Here is a 17865-nt window from a genome sequence, read left to right as displayed (position 1 = left end):
TTAATCCTCCCACGTCGATCCACCACTAGAATAACCATATTTATACCATGCAGCACAGCTACCCTCTACAGATACCATACAGGCACCTACTGGATGATCTGCGGTACAGCTTTTACCAAATAACAGACATTCACTAGGTTTAATAAGGCCTTGTAAAACACGTCCACATTGACAGCCTTTAGGATCAAGGGATGGTTTATCTAAGTTAATAGGTAGGACAAGCTCTACATCGTAAGCTGCATATTCACCCTTTAATGCTAAACCAGAGTTAGGAATAACACCAATACCACGCCATACATCATCGCATACTTCATACACTTCCTCGATCATAGCTTGGGCTACAGGGTTTCCCTTCTGCATAACTACAGAATGATACGTATTGCCCACCACAATATTACCAGACTTACGTTGCTCTAAAATATTAGCTATGGCAGATAATATTTCTAAGCCATCAAAACCAGCGATACAAGATGGGATACCGTATTCTTTGGGCAAAAATTGGTATGGTTCTTCACCAATAATAACGCTAACATGACCAGGTAGAATAAATCCATCGATATGACCTTCTTGTTTATCTAATAATGCACGTAATGCTGGAGGCACTAATTTATGAGATACTAAAAAGAATACATTCTTAAGTCCTGCTGCGTGAACGGCTTTCACAGTAGCACATATAATCGCAATAGTTGTTTCAAAGCCAATAGCTAAGAATACTATTTTCTTTTCTGGATATTTTTTGCTAAGTTCTATTACCTCTAAAGGCGTATAAATAACATGGATATGAGCGCCTTTTGTTTGAGCTTCATTGAGACTACTATAGCTACCTGGAACCTTTAACATATCCCCAAAGGTAGCAATAATAACATCCTCACATTCTGCATAGGCTAAAGCCTTATCCATATAAGTTTGATCAGTTACACATACTGGACATCCTGGTCCACTAACAAGTTCTATGCCACATGGCAATAATTGACGAAGACCTTCTCGGAAAATCGATACTGTATGCGTACCACAGACCTCCATAAGCCGTACAGTTTCACCGGGCTTATGAAGCGCATTGATGCGCCTTAACAAAGCATCAGCTGTGTGCTGCTTTTCCTGCAAAGTAAGCTTCTTCAAGTTCTTCTAACTCCTTAAAGGCCTCTAATGTTTTTTGAGCCTCTTCTTCATCAACAATTTGTACAGCAAAACCTGCATGAACTAACAACCAATCCCCGACCTTTGCATCTGGTACGAGGAGCAAACTGCAGTCACGGGTAGCACCTGTCAATTCAACGGTACCAATAGCATCATTCACAGCAACCAATTGCGCTGGTACAGCTAAGCACATAGTATCTCCTTATCTATATCATTTATAACAAGTTTTATATACATTTACTTTAATAAAATATCTCCAAAATATATGAATAAAATTAATATTATTGTATCACAGTTACACTCATTATTTAGTGATAGTGGCCACAAACAACTAGAGCTTAAACTGGCTATACAACTCATATGGATTAAACAATATTCAAAACATTACTAAATAAATTTGTCTAAGAATAAGAGTTGCATGACAATTTATAATTGATTTCCTAACCACAATTGTCCTAAAGCAAGTCCACCATCATTAGAAGGAACTGCTTCATTCATATATAAATTACCTATATGCCACGTCCTATATATGAATTCTAATAATTTACGATTTTGAAATACACCACCAGACATGGCCGCATCACTAATATTATATCGCTCCATCAAGTCTGCCGCCGTTTCACATAGTGCTATTGCAATTGTTTTATGAAATGAAGCGGCTAAATGAGCTCGACATTCACCACGAACAACACCATCCATAATAGATTGAACTGTAGGTGTAAAATCAAGAATATGTCCATCATAATGGTAAGTAAGTAATGATCCTTTTTCATCACCACATAGAGTTTCTAAAGCAATGGCAATTTGTGCATCATAACTATGGACCATACCAAGACCTAATAAAGCACCTACAGTATCAAATAATCGCCCACAGCTTGTAGCTTGAATCATGGGCATTCTAGATTGTAATGCTTTATCTAAAATTTCCCATCCCTTTGGAAGTTCCTTCATCCATTCTTGATATACAAAAGGGATATCATCGCCATAATAATTACGAATATACCATAAGGCTTGTCGCCAGGGTTCAGAAACAGCCTTTTCTCCGCCAGGTAATGGAGCTGCATGAATATGTGCCAATCTCTGATATTGATTGCCTTTACAAAGGAGAAATTCTCCCCCCCATATAGTTCCATCTGGACCATAGCCAGTACCATCCATAGCAATCCCTAGTACAAGCCCCCTTAAATTGTGTTCCGCCATAACAGACGCTATATGAGCATGATGATGCTGAACAGGTACAACAGAAAGATGGAAACTTTCACCTATTTTTTCACCTAACCGAGAAGAAAAAAACTGGGGGTGACTATCTATGATAATTTTATCTGGTTGCACAGAAAATAAGCTCTTATATCGTTTAATAGTCCATTCTAGTGTTTCATGAGTTGATATATTTTCTAAATCACCAATATGGGGCCCTACAAGAACTTCACTACCTTTATTCATAGCAAAAGCATTTTTTAAATCACTGCCCATAGCTAATATCGAAGTTTGTTCTAAACCATCACAATGAATAGGTTCAGGCACATAACCACGACTGCGACGAATAAATCGAGGTTTATTATTGATGACCACTACCACTGAATCGTCAAGGGGCGCATAGATTTCACGATTATGAACGAGGAAATAATCTGCTACCTCACCTAGTTCATTAAACGCTTGATCGTCGTTATATAATACGGAATCACCGCTTTTGTTACCACTGGTCATTATCCATGCCGCATCAAAAGGTAATAACACCTCATGCATTGGTGAATAAGGTAACATAACCCCTAACATGCGATTATCAGGAGCCACATAAGAGCTTAAATGAACAGAACTATTATGATTTTTTTCTAATAACACAATAGGACGTTCCATCCCCGTCAATATATCTAGTTCTACATCATTAATATGTACTAACTCAATCGCCATATCTAGAGTTCCCACCATTATTGCTAATGGTTTATGCGGCCTATTCTTCCGCTTACGTAAGCGTTGTACAGCAGCGTCATTTCTAGCATCGCAAACAAGATGATATCCTCCTACACCTTTTATTGCGATAATACTACCTTCATTAATCAATTCCCGCGTAGTATTCCATATATTCACTGTATCCACAGCCTTGCGATCTGGCTTATACAATGTATATTGAGGACCGCAGCGAGAGCATGCGTTTGGCTCCGCTCTATAGCGACGCCCCTCTATATCTTCATATTCAGCCTTACAATCTTCACACATGGGAAACTCGTTCATCGTCGTCCGCTCCCGATCATAGGGCAAAGATTTGATTATCGTATATCGTGGGCCACAATTTGTACAATTGATGAAAGGATAGTCACGTCTGCGTTTATCCTGCTGTAGTTCTTTAATGCAGTCATCACAAGGCGCCGTATCGGCGCTAATAAAGGTACTCACGGATTCACCTAATGGAGATGGCGCTACTATAAAGTCGATTTCATCACCTTTTACAGTAAGATGTTGTACAGTTTGACTTGTAATGCGACATAAACGAGGTTGCTCCGCTTGAACAGCATCTAAAAATAGTTGCAATGCTCCTAGAGGACCTTGTATTTCAACATATACACCGCGGCTATCATTATATACAAAACCAGTTAAACCTAGAGAATGGGCACACATAGAAACAAGGGGCCGGAATCCGACCCCTTGAACTATACCGGTATAGCGAATTCCCCAGCGTTCTGTAGTTTGATTACTATTTTGTTTCATATAAACTCCTACTATACTCGGAGAATCAAGTGTAATTAACCTAATGCAACAGGAATACTTCCATCAATACCAGCTTGTTCTAATTCGGCTTGAATCATAATAGCACATTCGATGCGTTTCTTCTGTAAACGACAACCAAATTCATAAGGTGTTTCTAGATCGCCACCCAATGTAATGTTGTTAGCATGACAACCACCGGAACAGAAGAATTTCGCCCAACATTCAGCACAAGTTGGTTTGGAGAATACATGTGTATTGCGGAAATCTTTAGGAATTTCTGTATTTTGTAAACCATCATACACATTACCAAGCACGTATCCATCTTTACCTACAAATTGGTGACATGGGTAAATATCGCCATTAGGTACGACTGCCATATATTCATGACCTGCCCCACAACCGCGAAGGCGTTTCGCCATACATGGCCCACGATATAAATCCATGCGGAAGTGGAAGAAGTTAAACTTCTCACCCCAGCCTTCTAACTGGCGTTGTAAATAAATATCTGCTAATTTTTCATATTCTTTCTCTAGAGCTGGCCAATCTTCTTCACGAAGCACATAATCCCCTTCTTCACCGACAACAGGCTCCATGGACAAATGCTCAAAGCCAAGATCAGACATTGCCATAACGTCTTTAGTAAAGTCTAAGTTTTTATGAGTATATGTACCACGTACATAATATTCAAGACCGTGACGTTGTTTTACTGCATTGATAAGGTTTTTAGCAATATATTTATAAGACTCTGCACCACTACCTGCTACTGGACGCATTGCATTATGTACGGATTCACGACCATCCAACGACAATACTAAACTCATCTTGTGTTTGTTTACATAGTCGATTTTATCTTGTGTTAAAAGCATACCATTCGTAGTCAATGTAAGCTTAAATATCTTATTGTGCTTTTCTTGAATGGATTCAATGTATTCAACCGTTTGCTTAACAACATCCCAGTTCAACAATGGCTCACCACCGAAAAAGTCAATTTCACAATGTTGGCGAGGTCCACTCATTTTAATAAGAAAGTCCACAGCTCGTTTTGCTACATCAAAGCTCATCAATTCTCGTTTAACACCGCCGTAATCACCTTGACTAGCAAAGCAATATTTGCATGCTAAATTACAATCATGAGCAATATTTAAGCATAATGCCTTAACAATAGGTTTCTCACCTACTACAAGTTTAAACTCTTTACTCATCGGTGCAAATAATTGCTCCGCTTTGATGAGCTCATCTAACTCGTCCATAATCTCATCTAGTTCTACTGCATCTTCTTTAGCATCTAACGCAGCATGTACAGCATCGCGATTAGTGCCATCATATATGTCAAGAACTCTATCGATGAGTTCGTCGATAACATGGATAATACCGCTATTTACGTCTAAGCAGTAATAGTTATCCTTCATCCGAAACTTATGGATCATTGGTTTTAATTCTAACATGGTACCTCCAATTGATTTGTATGGTAAAAGCTCTAGTATATAGAACTTTCTAGATAATTGTACCACATTTCCACACTAAACGTTATAAAAAGAGTCATAAAGATATACTATACAATGTATGTCTTTAAAACATAAATAAAAAAGGCCCGCTAAGCGAGCCTCTTCATTATTTTTGTTTGCAAACTTGGTTACCAACTGTGCAGCTTGTTTTACAAGCGGATTGGCAAGATGTTTGACATTCCCCACAACCGCCAGTTTTAGCAGTTTTTTGTAAGGATTCAGTGTTGATAGTACGAATACGTTTAGCCATGATTATCCTCCTCAATACTTATCGAATGATATTTATTTTATCATATTTATAAAAAGCCTGTAAAATACTATTTCGTTATATTTTCGTCTACAACTTCAGCTTATTTGGTTTCTACCACTTCAGTTTCTCCTAATTGATGGTCTGTAACTTTTGCGTCTCGCATAGCTTCACCTTTAGTTTTCTTAGGAGCATCCTTACGCAATACTTTTCGTAAAGCCATTGCCACCGGTGTTACAATTACAGCAGCAAAAACTGCTTCTGGAATACCATGTGTAACAGACAAGAATACAATAGAGCCTAATACTTGATCTGGACTAAGATTCATTTTAAGAGCAAACATATCTGCATAGAGTAAGAAGATTAATCCCATAACCATGATCGTATGAAATACAGTCCCCATAAAAGCAGAAACAATAATACGCGGACCTTGCGGTGCTTTCCACAATAATAGATATACCAAATATGCTAATACTGGGAAAAGTATACGCGGTAATACGGAAATGATTGGATTAATAAATAGTGGGGATAAAATATTAGGAGCTGTAATATTTTGCCACAAACTATAGCAACCAAAGATAAAGCCAACAAAGGCCCCCACTTTTGGTCCTTCTACAATAGCACCAATTAGAGTTGGTACATGTAAAGTTGTTACATTTAGCGGCCCTAATGGAATAATACCATAACCAGAAAGCCCTAATGCAATAGTGATACCTGCTAGTAGACCAATAATTGTCAATTCTCGAATCGTAATGCCACTTTTTTTCTCTTTCTTGGCCTCTTTACGTTCAACTTGCTTCAGTTTTTCATTGTCGTGGATTGATACAGTTGAGTTATCATCCAATGGACGTTCAATGTTGTTCATAGATCCTCCTTCGCTCTCATTCCTTACGGATATAAGTCGAAACTAGAAATTAAATACGTTCACGGCGTCGTGAAATAATACCACGCTCTACCAATGCACCTATAATCACTGCTCCACCTGTCATACCAGCTTCTAATAAAGTTGGAGTTACAAACACTAGTGGATTACCTTGGTACGTTGGAAAAACGGTGGGAACTAAAGATAATATAAATTCTGGAATATAACCACCATACAAGATATGGGCGTTCATAGCAAGCCATATGCCTGCAGTAATAATGATACGCAACAAACGTACACCCTTATATGCTAAATCTCTTGGATACAAATAGAATACAAAGACCAATAAAGAAACTAATAATAATACAAGTTCAGCAAATAATATATTTACATTCATGGATGATGCATACATAAAATATACCATCGGATCTTGTAAATCTATATATAGGATTGAGCCAATATACAAGAACGGAATCGGTATAGTATAGGCAATTATATCTAATGCTTCATCAATCATACCCCATCGATAAGTACGATTGAAAAACTTCGTAGCTAATAAACCACATAACTCAATGAGAACTTGAACGATAAAATACACCACAAATAAAAGTAATGCTTTTGCTAATCCATTATCTACATTAAAGCTAAATGGTGTATGAAGAAACGAAAATACCGTCCACCAAGCCCAACTATAAGCATGATACCCCATGCTTAGCGGTAAATCATCGTTAAACTTGGCATTCTTTAGTCGTCGCACCATAATTGGTATGACTAGCGACAAAACTGGAAACACTAAAATGAATAATGATAATGCCCCACTTAATGAAAGTACTGTTGTAATAGCACTTACAAAAAGTGAACAAATTAACGTAAATAGCCAAAAACTTTTATTCATTACAGTCTCCCACTAATCGAGTTAAGCCATAAGCTATAAGCAAGCTAAATGTGACACTTAAATACATAGCTAATAAAAAGGCTATATCACGACCTACTGTTGGCCATCCCCACAACATGGATAAATCAACACCTAAAAAAATACCTTTATAGCTGATACCATGAACGACAACCCAACTCACTACATAAGCAATGCGACTTATAGATTTACCATCATCAAAGGTACTGCTTTTAAATGATAAATAGGCCCAAGGCATACATAAGGATAACAACAAATACCATACTAGTGCTACGGTCGCACTCGATCCATTATGAATCATATATGCAATAATGGGGATTACCACAATAAATAGATTCAAATAGAAGGAGCGTTTACAAATATCTATCAAAATGTTCATATAAATCTCCTACAATATGTAATCTCCTTGTATTTTACAATAATCATAGATAAATGTCATCAAAAAAGAAAAACCTCCATACAGGTAAATCAATACCTATATGGAGGTTCTTTGATTAAGCTACTACAGAATCAGCTGTTACATCAATTGTAGGAACAGTTTCCTTTTGTTCTTCTTTTTTCAACAATGGGGTCATGCTTTCAAGCCCTATTCCCAATGTGAATAGGTTATGCAACCATGCTGTTTGGCTTGGCGGCATAATACCGAGTACGCCACCACCTACAAGAGCACCATTGAAACCAACGATACCATTGTAATTTGCTTTGATACGTTTCATCAATGCAATAGAAATGCGGCGCAAATCTACAAGAGCTTGTAGATGGTCGGAAGAAATAGTAACATTAGCAATCTTTTGAGCGATTGGAGCGCCTTCATTCATAGCGATACCAACATGAGCTTCAGAAATTGCCGGGGAGTCATTGATACCGTCCCCTACCATCATAACAGTATAGCCATCAGCTTTAGCTTGTTTTACATAACTTGCTTTATCTTCTGGCAATACTTCTGCATGCACTTCATCAATACCAAGTTCATCAGCTACACGTTGTGCATTACGCTTAGAGTCACCAGTCATCATGACAACCTTTTTAATACCTAATGCATGCAAATCAGCTATAACTTGTTTTGCCTCTTCACGTACAGGGTCTTTAATGCAAATAACCGCTGCTAATGTACCACCAATAGCGAGGTAAATATGTGAAGATGTATTTGGTAAATTATTGAATTTTTCTTGTTCATCAGCAGGAATCTTTGTTTTTTCATCATCAAAGATATAATGAGCACTACCAATGCGTACACGATAGCGACCAACCTTAGATGCAATACCATGAGCCACAACGTATTCTACGTCAGAGTGCATTTCCTTGTGAGGTAATGCATGATCCTTAGCAGCGCGTACAATTGCTTTTGCCATGGAGTGAGGGAAATGTTCCTCAATACATGCAGCTAATTTCAACATTTCATCTGCATCATGACCGTTGAACGGAATGATTTGTTCAAACTCAGGTTCTGCTTTTGTAAGAGTACCAGTTTTATCGAACACAATCATATCTGCTCGTGCAATTTGTTCTAAGAACTTACCACCTTTAACAGTGATACCGCGTTTAGATGCTTCTTGCATAGCGGAAAGTACTGCCAATGGAATGGATAATTTTAGAGCACAAGAGAAGTCAACCATAACGAAAGACAATGCTTTCATCACATTTCGAGTCAACAAATATGTTAAACCAGCACCGATAAAGCTAATAGGCACTAATTTATCAGCCATGCGGTATGCTTGTTGTTCCATACCGGATTTCATTTGTTCAGATTCTTCGATAAGGTTAACGATTTTTTCGTAACGAGAAGATTTAGATGTGCTACGTACTTCTACAATAGCTTTACCATCTTCAACAACAGTACCAGCATAAACAGAAGTATCTTTATCACGACGAACTGCTTCTGGTTCACCAGTCATGGAGCTTTCATTTACAAGAACAACACCATCGATTACAGTGCCATCCAATGGAATTACTTCACCTTGACGAATGATAATTTGATCACCAGCTACAACCTCGTTAACAGGTTTGCTTACCTCAATATCATCCACCAATACCCATACTTTATCTACGTTCAAGGACATGCTTTGAGCGAGATTCAATACGGATTTACGGTGAGTCCATTCTTCTAAGATATCACCAATACCCAATAGGTACATAACGGCTCCAGCTGTAGGATAATCTTTTTGAAGTAATGCAGCACCAATAGCTACACCATCAAGTACTTCTACAGTTAACTTACGTTGCCACAATGTTTTAATCGCTTTACCGATAAATTTAATCCCATCAAACCATGCCCATGCAGCCGCAATTGGTGCAGGTAACACTGCTTTTTTACCTAAGTAAACTGCTGTGCGGTTAATCATCATTTCACGGTATTTTTTATTTACCAAGCGTGGAGAGTATTCGTTCAAAGCTGGAGCTTCAGACAAATCTAAATCGCGTAGACCTAACACTGCATCACGCACAGCATCAACATCGCCAGTATGTTTAATGGCGATTTGACTGCTACGAGTGTAGAAGGTTACATCTACAATTGCATCATTAAGGAGTAATGTATCCTCTACATAAGCTGCTTCAGCCTCTGTAAAGTGATGACCAGTTACCTTAACATGCAAGCGATTTCTGAGTTTTTTTACTACAGAAAATTGTAACATATGTGCAATCCTCTAATTATTTGTTTTCTTCAAAGATTTCTTCGTTGCGTGCTTCGTTGATTTCTTGAGCTTCTGCCAATACATCAGATGCGGATGCTTGTACTTTTTCAGCTGTTTCTAATACAGTTTCTTTAGCGCGAAGACCAGCTGCTACGATACCAGCATATACTTTTTTTGCGTCTTTGGAAGTTAACACTTTAAGACCTACAGTACCCAATGCAAGACCTGCTGCGAATAAGTTAGCGTTTTTAAGATTGTTTTGGTTGAAGTTGAACATGATAATATCCCTTTCTACTAAATATATAAAAATTTACTTACTATATTTTGAAAAGAGGATCCTATTATAGAGACCCCTCTTTCAAATTCAGAATTCGTATTAGCTTACTTAGCGGTACGTTTAATGCCTAGTGCCTTATTGGAACCATCACAGCTGCAGTTACCACCGCAACCAGAAGATTTTTTAGAGCCAGACTTGGAGCCACCGCTACCACAGCCGCAGCCACCTTTACCAGACACTTGTTTATAAATTTTTGTACCAAGATAAGCCAATGCTAATATCACTATGAGTCCTATAACAAGATTATCCATTACTATACCTCTTTCTCAATATCCACCAAATTTTCACAAATTGATATATGATAAATGAGTTAAAAGCAATATATTTGGATATTTCCCTTTTCTCATTATCATTTAACCATAAATAATGATAATTGGCAAGAATTATTTTAATTTTTTCTATAATTAAATCACATTATGTCAATACAATTTAGTTCTAGGTATCTAAGGAATGTAAACCATAGTGATTAGCTACGCTTTAATTAGAAACCTAGTGCCAAACCGATATTGTAGAAAATAAAGCATGCAATCCATGCGAAAGCATTTTCATAGAAGAACATGAATAGCATCCATTTCCAAGAACCAGTTTCGCGTTTAATAACTGCTAGCGCTGCGATACATGGAGGGTAAATCAAGATGAATAGCATTAATGTTAATGCAACCAATGGTGTAAAGTCTGGATCATTTTGTAAGTAATCAGTCAATGCTTGAGGGTGAAGTGTATCGCCACCTACTGCATAAATTGTACCCAATGTAGATACAACAACTTCTTTAGCCGCTAAACCAGCCACAAGAGATACACCGATTTTCCAGTCAAAGCCTAATGGTTTAAGAACTGGGTTGATTGCTTTACCGAACATAGCAGCATAGGATTGTTCCAATTTTTCAGAATTTTGTTCTTGGTCAATTTTTTGATTTTCATCATCTAAATTAACGCTATTTTTGTACATAGACCATGCTACTGGGAATAATTGTTCATTTTGTTCTTTAATGTCATTGAACAATTCAGGTGCTTCGGAATCATCTTCTACTTCGATTTCAGGAGCATCTTCTCCAGCATCCTCTGCTTGTGTAGTGGCATCTGCTACAGTAGATTTCATATTATCAACAATTTCATTTACTTGATCTTTTTGTTCATCTGTAGTGATACCAAAATGAGCCAAAGTTTCAGCATCTTTCATTTCATATGTTTGAGCTACTTGATCATGCAATGCATCATAATCTTTGGAGTATTCCACATCCATTGGATATGTTGTGATGAACCATACGAGGATGGAAGCAGAAAGGATGAAAGTACCTGCTTTTTTAAGGTACATAATACCACGTTCAAACATATGAGTTAATGTAGCTTTTAAAGTTGGTAAATGATATGGAGGCAATTCCATTACGAATGGTTCTGCTTCGCCAGCAAATAAATATTTGCGGAAAATTTTAGCAAATACGATACCAAATACAATACCTAATGCATACACACCAAATACTACAGTACCAGCCCATTCAGGAGGGAAAAATGCTGCAGCAAACAAAGTATAAACAGGTAAGCGTGCAGAACAACTCATGAATGGAGTAATTAAGATTGTTACCATACGATCTTTGTAGTTATCAAGGATACGTGCACCCATTACGGATGGTACGGAACAACCAAAACCTAATAATAAAGGAATAAACGATTTACCATGTAAACCACAAGCGCGCATTACACGGTCAATAACGAAGGCTGCACGTGCCATATACCCTGTATCTTCCAAGAAAGAGATACCAAGGAATAATAATAGAATTAATGGTACGAAGGATAATACAGCACCTACACCGGCGATGATACCATCAGAAATAAGTGATTGTAACTGACCTTCTGGAATAACTGTTACTACCCATGCCTGTAATGCAGTAAAGCCATCTGTAATCCAAGTTTGAGGAATAGCACCTACAGTATTTACGAAGTTAAATAGTAACCACATTACAACCATAAAAATTGGCAAACCAAGAATACGGTGAGTCAAAATTTTATCATAACGGTCAGAACGCGTTTCTAATTGTGTAGGAGCCTGTGTTAAACATGCATTATATACTTCTACTGCGAAGCGGTGACGATATTCTTGGAATACTACATCAAGATCGACTTGATCTTTGATTTCTTCACGAATCGCTTTCGCTTTTTCAATAACAGTTTCTGTATTTTCAAAGCGCATAACTTTGCCAATAACGTCCGCATCTTTTTCTAACAACTTAACAGCAACCCAACGAAGTGGATATGTAACAGTACCAGCTTGTTTTAGTTCTTCTACAAGTTCACTAATTTTGCCTTCTAACAAATCACCATAGTTAATTGTTACACCAGGAGCTTTTTGAGAAGCAGCTACACTAACTGTTGCTTCTAGCAACTCTTTTGTACCAATATTAGTACGACCTACTGTGCTAACAATTGTAGCCCCTGTCATTTCTGCCATTTTTTTTAGGTCGTATTTGATACCCATATCTTCAGCAACGTCCGCCATATTTAAAGCGATAACCATTGGCTTTTCAAGTTCCACTAATTGTGCTGCTAAATATAAGTTACGTTCTAAGTTAGATGCATCAAGTACGTTAACGATAACATCAGGATTATCATTTACAATAACATTACGAGCTACCAATTCATCCAAGGAACGTGCAGTTAAGCTATATGTACCTGGTAAGTCAATAAACAATAACTCATGGCCATCAAATTTCGTATAGCCTTCCTTTTTTTCTACTGTAACACCGGCATAGTTACCAACGTGTTGTTTCGCCCCTGTGATATTGTTAAACATTGTAGTCTTACCACAGTTAGGGTTACCTGCTAAGGCAATGCGAATTTGCCCATTTTCTGCCATGTGAACCTCCTATTAAACCTCTACATCAATCATGTCCGCTTCGCTATTACGAAGTGCTAATTCAAAGTTTTTTACTTTGATTTCCACCGGATCGCCCAACGGAGCAAATTTCATGACATGAATTTTCGTACCGTGTACAAGACCCATGTCAACCAAACGGTGCTTAACATTACCGCTGCCATGAAGAGCGTTAATAACGCCAGATTCACCAGGCTTCATGTCCTTCAATTTCTTGATAGCCATACGACACCTCCTAATTATTGTACCTAACAACCTCATATTAACCACACAAAATAATAATGCGTATTAATATCTTAAATTATTATATCAAATCAAGCATTAATTTCAACAATTATTATCATTTTTATGGTTTATTTTTATCTCATATCTATATTTTATTATCATATTTAATATGAGATTATTTATATGATTATCTAATAAAATACTGAATACTAGCTGAAATTTAATATTTCATGGCTATATATTTAGATACAGTAATCAATAAACACTACAAAGATTATCATTTACAAATGCTAACACATTCTCAATTAACAGTTTATAAATAATTTAAATGTAGTTATTTTAATGTTTTCATTTCTCATTTCACTTAATTATATCAATATTTTTCTATATATTATCAAAAAAATATATTCGAAAGTACTATAATATTTTTTTGAGTCTAGAATATATTAAGACTATAAATCTTCCAAGTTCAATTCATTTGCCCCTAGTATGTGCATACTGTATAATTAATATAATATATATTATAGAAAGGACAATCCATGAAATCTTTTAAATCTTTAGGTGTTTGTGATGAGCTCATCATAGCCCTACAAAAACAAGGTATCAAGGAGCCCACGCCAATTCAAGAACAATCCATTCCTGTCGTCTTTAAAGGGAATGATGTCATAGCAAAAGCTCAAACAGGCACGGGGAAGACACTAGCCTTCTTACTGCCAATTTTACAACGTGTACATACTGATGTTCATCAAGAACAAGTGCTTATCATTGCACCTACACGGGAACTAATTAAACAAATTTCCGACGAAGCGAAGGAACTAGGTTCTATTTTAAATGTAGATATCCTCCCTCTCATCGGTGGTAAAACTATTGAAGCCCAACTACAGCAACTGGGACGTCGTCCTCAAGTTATTCTAGGTACACCTGGTCGATTATTAGATCACGCAAAACGCGGTTCCCTACATTTAGATTGTATTCGCCGTGTTGTACTAGACGAAGCAGACCAAATGTTGCATATGGGTTTCTTACCAGATATTGAAAATCTCATTAGCCAAACAGACGCTAATAGGCAACTGTTGCTATTCTCTGCAACAATTCCAGATAAAATCCGAAATCTCGCAAAGGCATACATGTCTAAACCTATTTCTGTAACAGCAGAAGGCAAACATATCACGCTCGAATCAATTGATCAACGAGTGTATATGATGAATCCTGAAGAAAAAACACAACGTCTCATCAAAATGATTGAAGATGACAATCCATTCTTAGCAATTGTATTCTGTAATAAACGGGAAGGTGCCATTCGTTTATCCTACGAGTTAACCGCAGCAGGGCTTAATATTGCAGAAATGCACGGTGACTTGACACAAGGTCGTCGCACACAAATTCTACGAGACTTTGCAAAAGCTAAAACACAAATCTTAGTGGCTACCGATATTGCGGCTCGCGGTATCGACATTGAAGGTATCACACATGTATATAATTACGACGTACCTCGCGATGTAGATTACTATATCCATCGAATTGGACGTACAGGTCGTGCTGGTAACTCAGGTATTGCTGTAACATTTGCAACTCCACAGGATGAGGCTTGGTTAAGACGTATTGAACGAGCTATTCAAGCTACGCTTACCAAATATACAAAAGATGGTCAGATTAAGACTAAGGGCAACGCCAGTACTGCTCCGAAGCGCACAAAATTAGTTAGTAAACCTAAGGTTACAAGCACTTACCAATCAACTAAGGCTAAAGCTCACAAGGCACGAGGTCACAAAGGCTCAAATACACGCCAACGCCGCGCTTCTACGTCTCAGACTGGGCGTCGTGGCAAACGCAGATAAAATTCAGCTTAATATCCTAAACTAAATGAAGAAATTTTTCTTCTACAAAAGCAGTTTTAAACAAAAAAGACGCGTACAGCTTAGCTGTGCGCGTCTTTTTATTATTTACAATAAAAACAATCATTTCTAAGTAATGTTAGATTTGTTAACATAAATACTCGGTACCCCATCTACATCAGAACATTGGGTCTTACATTGAGATCGATTGCTACAAATCCAGTTTGTTCGACCTCTCACCTCTTGTTTCACAAAGTAACCTACGTTACATCTAGGGCATTTATATTGTTTATCTTCATCAGATACTTCAATATTACCTTCAACACTAGAAGTATCCCCTTCTACTGGCTGCGTATGTTTACACGTAGGATAATTCGTGCACCCTAAAAAGGCACCAAATTTACCATTCCGCTGTTGCAAACGTCCTTTTTTACATTTAGGACATACAGGTAAGGAAGACAAGTCTACGCTTTCACTATCCATAGGGCGCTTACGATTTTGACTCGTTATAGTTCGTACCACATTTGGCATCATTTGATCAGAGTTTATTACTTTATCAAAACCAAGTTTATCAATTAATAATTTTAAAAACTTAATTTGATCTGCTAAGAAGGAATCTAATGTATCCTCTCCTTCGCTCATAAGTGCTAAGCGTTCTTCCCAAACAGCTGTTTCATCAGGATAAAGCAGCTCTTCTGGCAGAGCATCTACTAAGAGATAGCCCGTTTCCGTTGGAGATAAGACTTGCTTCTTCCCTGACGTTTTCATAAAGCCTCGACTGATAAGCTCATCAATTATGTTTGCCCGCGTTGCTTCTGTACCAATACCAGATACAGCCTTTAATTGTTTTTTCAAATCTTCATTTTTTACGAATTTATGAATTTCCTTCATCGCTTGTAGTAATGTGGACGGCGTAAAACGGGATGGTGGCTTTGTTTGTTTAGCCTCTACAGAAGAATCCGTATATAAAACAGTATCGTTCTTTTTAACTGCTGGCAAGTGGTCCGTTTCTTCAATAATCTCTTTTTTAGGGTCTGACTCAGCCCCACGCTCATCGGTTAGATCGGGCTCGTCATTGTCCGTCGTAGATTTAGACTTATGTCGTTTATAAAGCAATTTCCATCCTTCTTCGATAACTACACGACCATTAGCTACAAACTCTTCCTTACATTGTTCTACTACAATTTTAGTTTGCTCGTAAATATGCTCCCCATAAAATTGAGCAATATAAGCTTGACTGATGAGGAAATAAATATTTCGCTCCTCTTGGGACAAACTATTTATATTACAAGCCACCGTTGTAGGAATAATAGCATGATGGGCGGTAATTTTCTTTTCATTCCAAGCACGGCTCTTAATAGAACGATCTGCATCGGCAGCCCACTGTGCTAATCTCTCATCACCTGCATTTTGTAGATTGTTGAGGATTGCATTGCGATCATCATATTGATTGGGTGGTAAATATTCACAATCAGAACGTGGATAGGTAGTTAATTTCTTTTCGTATAATTTTTGCGCTGTATCAAGTACAGTCTGTGGATCATAAGAAAAGGCTTTACCTGCCAGTACCTGTAAGGATGACAGGGATAACGGTAAACGCTGTACATCTTTCTTTTTGGATTTAGTAACAGCTTTAATAACACCATCAGGTCCACTTTGCAATTGTTCAACTAATGAATCAGCTATAGCCTTATTAATAAGACGACCATCAGGATCTAATCCTTTTTGCTCATCTGTCGGCTGCCAAGTGGCCCAAAACACCCCATTAGGATGGTTATATAATACCTTTACAGTAAAATAGTCTACTGGTTTAAATGCAGCTAACTCTCGTTCTCTACGTACAACAAGAGCTAAGGTTGGCGTCTTTACACGACCAATTGGCAATGTTACCTTATTACCTTTATAACGTTCAGATAATGTATATGCCCGAGATAAATTCATCCCAATGAGCCAGTCTGCCCGTGCTCTTGCCAATGCAGATTGATATAGATTGTGAAAGTCCTTGTTATCTCTCAAATCATCAAGAGCGGAACGAATGGATTTTTCATCGAGGGCATTTAATAGAATACGCTGTACTGGTTTTGTATTACCTACATAGTACAAAACTTCATCAACTAAGAGTTGCCCTTCCCGATCCGGGTCACCTGCGTTGACGATGACATCAGCTTTGTCGATAAGGTCTTTTACAATCTCAAACTGTTGACGGCTGCTATCTGTGACAAGCAATTTCCACTCAGCTGGCACGATAGGCAAATCTTGAGGACGCCAACGGATATATTTATCATCGTAATCTCCGGGCTCAGCCTGATGCAGTACATGACCTACTACCCAGGTCACCACATCGTCACCCTGGATAAAATAGCCATTCCTCTTTTGGATATTCTTATTTTCTGGCAAGCATTTACTGATTTCGCGAGCCATGGATGGCTTTTCCGCAATAAATAACCGCATGGTCCCCTCCTTAACCTAAAGATAACGGCTAAACCCCAAGCCGTTCTATGAAATCTCATTATACTACAATTTAGTGGTCATAACTAGAAAAATCATGTATAATTTTTACGATATATAGACTGTGAAAGTAGAACCTAAAGATTTA

Annotated in this window: 15 protein-coding genes; 1 reads left to right on the top strand and 14 read right to left on the bottom strand. The window is 37.6% G+C overall.

Annotated features, from left to right (window positions below; translation table 11 throughout):
* The 13 genes from hypD to VPAR_RS03205 all read right to left on the bottom strand — a co-directional run bounded on the left by hypD (position 1) and on the right by VPAR_RS03205 (position 13434).
* Positions 1–1119: a hydrogenase formation protein HypD gene (hypD, locus tag VPAR_RS03260; protein WP_012864154.1), complete on the bottom strand. Its 1119-nt coding sequence runs from the start codon at positions 1117–1119 to the stop codon at positions 1–3.
* Positions 1079–1330: a HypC/HybG/HupF family hydrogenase formation chaperone gene (locus VPAR_RS03255; protein WP_012864153.1), complete on the bottom strand. Its 252-nt coding sequence runs from the start codon at positions 1328–1330 to the stop codon at positions 1079–1081. The genes hypD and VPAR_RS03255 overlap by 41 nt, the downstream gene beginning before the upstream one ends.
* 233 nt (positions 1331–1563) lie before the next feature.
* Complete coding sequence (gene hypF, locus VPAR_RS03250) at positions 1564–3843, bottom strand: carbamoyltransferase HypF (RefSeq protein ID WP_012864152.1); 2280 nt, start codon at positions 3841–3843, stop codon at positions 1564–1566.
* Positions 3844–3878: 35 nt separating this feature from the next.
* On the bottom strand, positions 3879–5288 hold the full coding sequence (gene scfB / locus VPAR_RS03245; RefSeq protein ID WP_004693319.1) for a thioether cross-link-forming SCIFF peptide maturase: 1410 nt from the start codon (positions 5286–5288) through the stop codon (positions 3879–3881).
* A 166-nt stretch (positions 5289–5454) separates the two neighbouring features.
* On the bottom strand, positions 5455–5598 hold the full coding sequence (gene scfA, locus VPAR_RS09525) for a six-cysteine ranthipeptide SCIFF (RefSeq protein WP_004693318.1): 144 nt from the start codon (positions 5596–5598) through the stop codon (positions 5455–5457).
* Between the two features lie 100 nt (positions 5599–5698).
* Complete coding sequence (locus VPAR_RS03240) at positions 5699–6460, bottom strand: ECF transporter S component (protein WP_012864151.1); 762 nt, start codon at positions 6458–6460, stop codon at positions 5699–5701.
* A 49-nt stretch (positions 6461–6509) separates the two neighbouring features.
* A complete protein-coding gene (locus VPAR_RS03235; RefSeq protein WP_012864150.1) occupies positions 6510–7352 on the bottom strand; it encodes a hypothetical protein in 843 nt (280 codons plus the stop codon).
* Positions 7345–7749: a hypothetical protein gene (locus tag VPAR_RS03230; protein ID WP_012864149.1), complete on the bottom strand. Its 405-nt coding sequence runs from the start codon at positions 7747–7749 to the stop codon at positions 7345–7347. Before VPAR_RS03230 ends, VPAR_RS03235 begins: the two co-directional genes overlap by 8 nt.
* Positions 7750–7864: 115 nt before the next feature.
* Entirely contained in the window at positions 7865–10003 is a 2139-nt protein-coding gene (locus VPAR_RS03225) for a heavy metal translocating P-type ATPase (RefSeq protein ID WP_012864148.1), read from the bottom strand.
* Positions 10004–10019: 16 nt separating this feature from the next.
* Entirely contained in the window at positions 10020–10280 is a 261-nt protein-coding gene (locus VPAR_RS03220) for a DUF6110 family protein (protein ID WP_005376730.1), read from the bottom strand.
* A gap of 104 nt (positions 10281–10384) precedes the next feature.
* The gene (locus VPAR_RS03215; RefSeq protein WP_012864147.1) at positions 10385–10591 is read right to left on the bottom strand and encodes a FeoB-associated Cys-rich membrane protein; all 207 of its coding nucleotides are present in this window, start codon (positions 10589–10591) and stop codon (positions 10385–10387) included.
* A gap of 230 nt (positions 10592–10821) precedes the next feature.
* Positions 10822–13191 (bottom strand): ferrous iron transport protein B, encoded by a 2370-nt coding sequence (gene feoB, locus VPAR_RS03210; protein ID WP_012864146.1) that lies wholly within the window; start codon positions 13189–13191, stop codon positions 10822–10824.
* A 12-nt stretch (positions 13192–13203) separates the two neighbouring features.
* The gene (locus tag VPAR_RS03205) at positions 13204–13434 is read right to left on the bottom strand and encodes a FeoA family protein (protein WP_012864145.1); all 231 of its coding nucleotides are present in this window, start codon (positions 13432–13434) and stop codon (positions 13204–13206) included.
* 539 nt (positions 13435–13973) lie between these two features.
* On the opposite strand from VPAR_RS03205, the gene VPAR_RS03200 reads away from it, so the two are divergent.
* Positions 13974–15272, top strand: coding sequence for a DEAD/DEAH box helicase (locus VPAR_RS03200; RefSeq protein WP_012864144.1), 1299 nt, complete (start codon positions 13974–13976; stop codon positions 15270–15272).
* A 126-nt stretch (positions 15273–15398) separates the two neighbouring features.
* Here the strand turns inward: VPAR_RS03200 and VPAR_RS03195 are convergent, their stop codons facing one another.
* Positions 15399–17720 (bottom strand): DNA topoisomerase 3, encoded by a 2322-nt coding sequence (locus VPAR_RS03195; RefSeq protein ID WP_012864143.1) that lies wholly within the window; start codon positions 17718–17720, stop codon positions 15399–15401.
* Positions 17721–17865: the final 145 nt, after the last annotated feature.

Source organism: Veillonella parvula DSM 2008, from assembly GCF_000024945.1.
Classification (GTDB): Bacteria; Bacillota; Negativicutes; order Veillonellales; family Veillonellaceae; genus Veillonella; species Veillonella parvula.
This window is presented reverse-complemented; position numbering and strand designations above follow the sequence as displayed.

What these genes read in the sequence shown, in the direction of transcription:
- VPAR_RS03255 (WP_012864153.1), bottom strand. Translation starts at nt 1,330, where the DNA reads ATGTGCTTAGCTGTACCAGCGCAATTGGTTGCTGTGAATGATGCTATT.
- hypF (WP_012864152.1), bottom strand. Translation starts at nt 3,843, where the DNA reads ATGAAACAAAATAGTAATCAAACTACAGAACGCTGGGGAATTCGCTAT.
- scfB (WP_004693319.1), bottom strand. Translation starts at nt 5,288, where the DNA reads ATGTTAGAATTAAAACCAATGATCCATAAGTTTCGGATGAAGGATAAC.
- scfA (WP_004693318.1), bottom strand. Translation starts at nt 5,598, where the DNA reads ATGGCTAAACGTATTCGTACTATCAACACTGAATCCTTACAAAAAACT.
- VPAR_RS03240 (WP_012864151.1), bottom strand. Translation starts at nt 6,460, where the DNA reads ATGAACAACATTGAACGTCCATTGGATGATAACTCAACTGTATCAATC.
- VPAR_RS03235 (WP_012864150.1), bottom strand. Translation starts at nt 7,352, where the DNA reads ATGAATAAAAGTTTTTGGCTATTTACGTTAATTTGTTCACTTTTTGTA.
- VPAR_RS03230 (WP_012864149.1), bottom strand. Translation starts at nt 7,749, where the DNA reads ATGAACATTTTGATAGATATTTGTAAACGCTCCTTCTATTTGAATCTA.
- VPAR_RS03225 (WP_012864148.1), bottom strand. Translation starts at nt 10,003, where the DNA reads ATGTTACAATTTTCTGTAGTAAAAAAACTCAGAAATCGCTTGCATGTT.
- VPAR_RS03220 (WP_005376730.1), bottom strand. Translation starts at nt 10,280, where the DNA reads ATGTTCAACTTCAACCAAAACAATCTTAAAAACGCTAACTTATTCGCA.
- VPAR_RS03215 (WP_012864147.1), bottom strand. Translation starts at nt 10,591, where the DNA reads ATGGATAATCTTGTTATAGGACTCATAGTGATATTAGCATTGGCTTAT.
- feoB (WP_012864146.1), bottom strand. Translation starts at nt 13,191, where the DNA reads ATGGCAGAAAATGGGCAAATTCGCATTGCCTTAGCAGGTAACCCTAAC.
- VPAR_RS03205 (WP_012864145.1), bottom strand. Translation starts at nt 13,434, where the DNA reads ATGGCTATCAAGAAATTGAAGGACATGAAGCCTGGTGAATCTGGCGTT.
- VPAR_RS03200 (WP_012864144.1), top strand. Translation starts at nt 13,974, where the DNA reads ATGAAATCTTTTAAATCTTTAGGTGTTTGTGATGAGCTCATCATAGCC.
- VPAR_RS03195 (WP_012864143.1), bottom strand. Translation starts at nt 17,720, where the DNA reads ATGCGGTTATTTATTGCGGAAAAGCCATCCATGGCTCGCGAAATCAGT.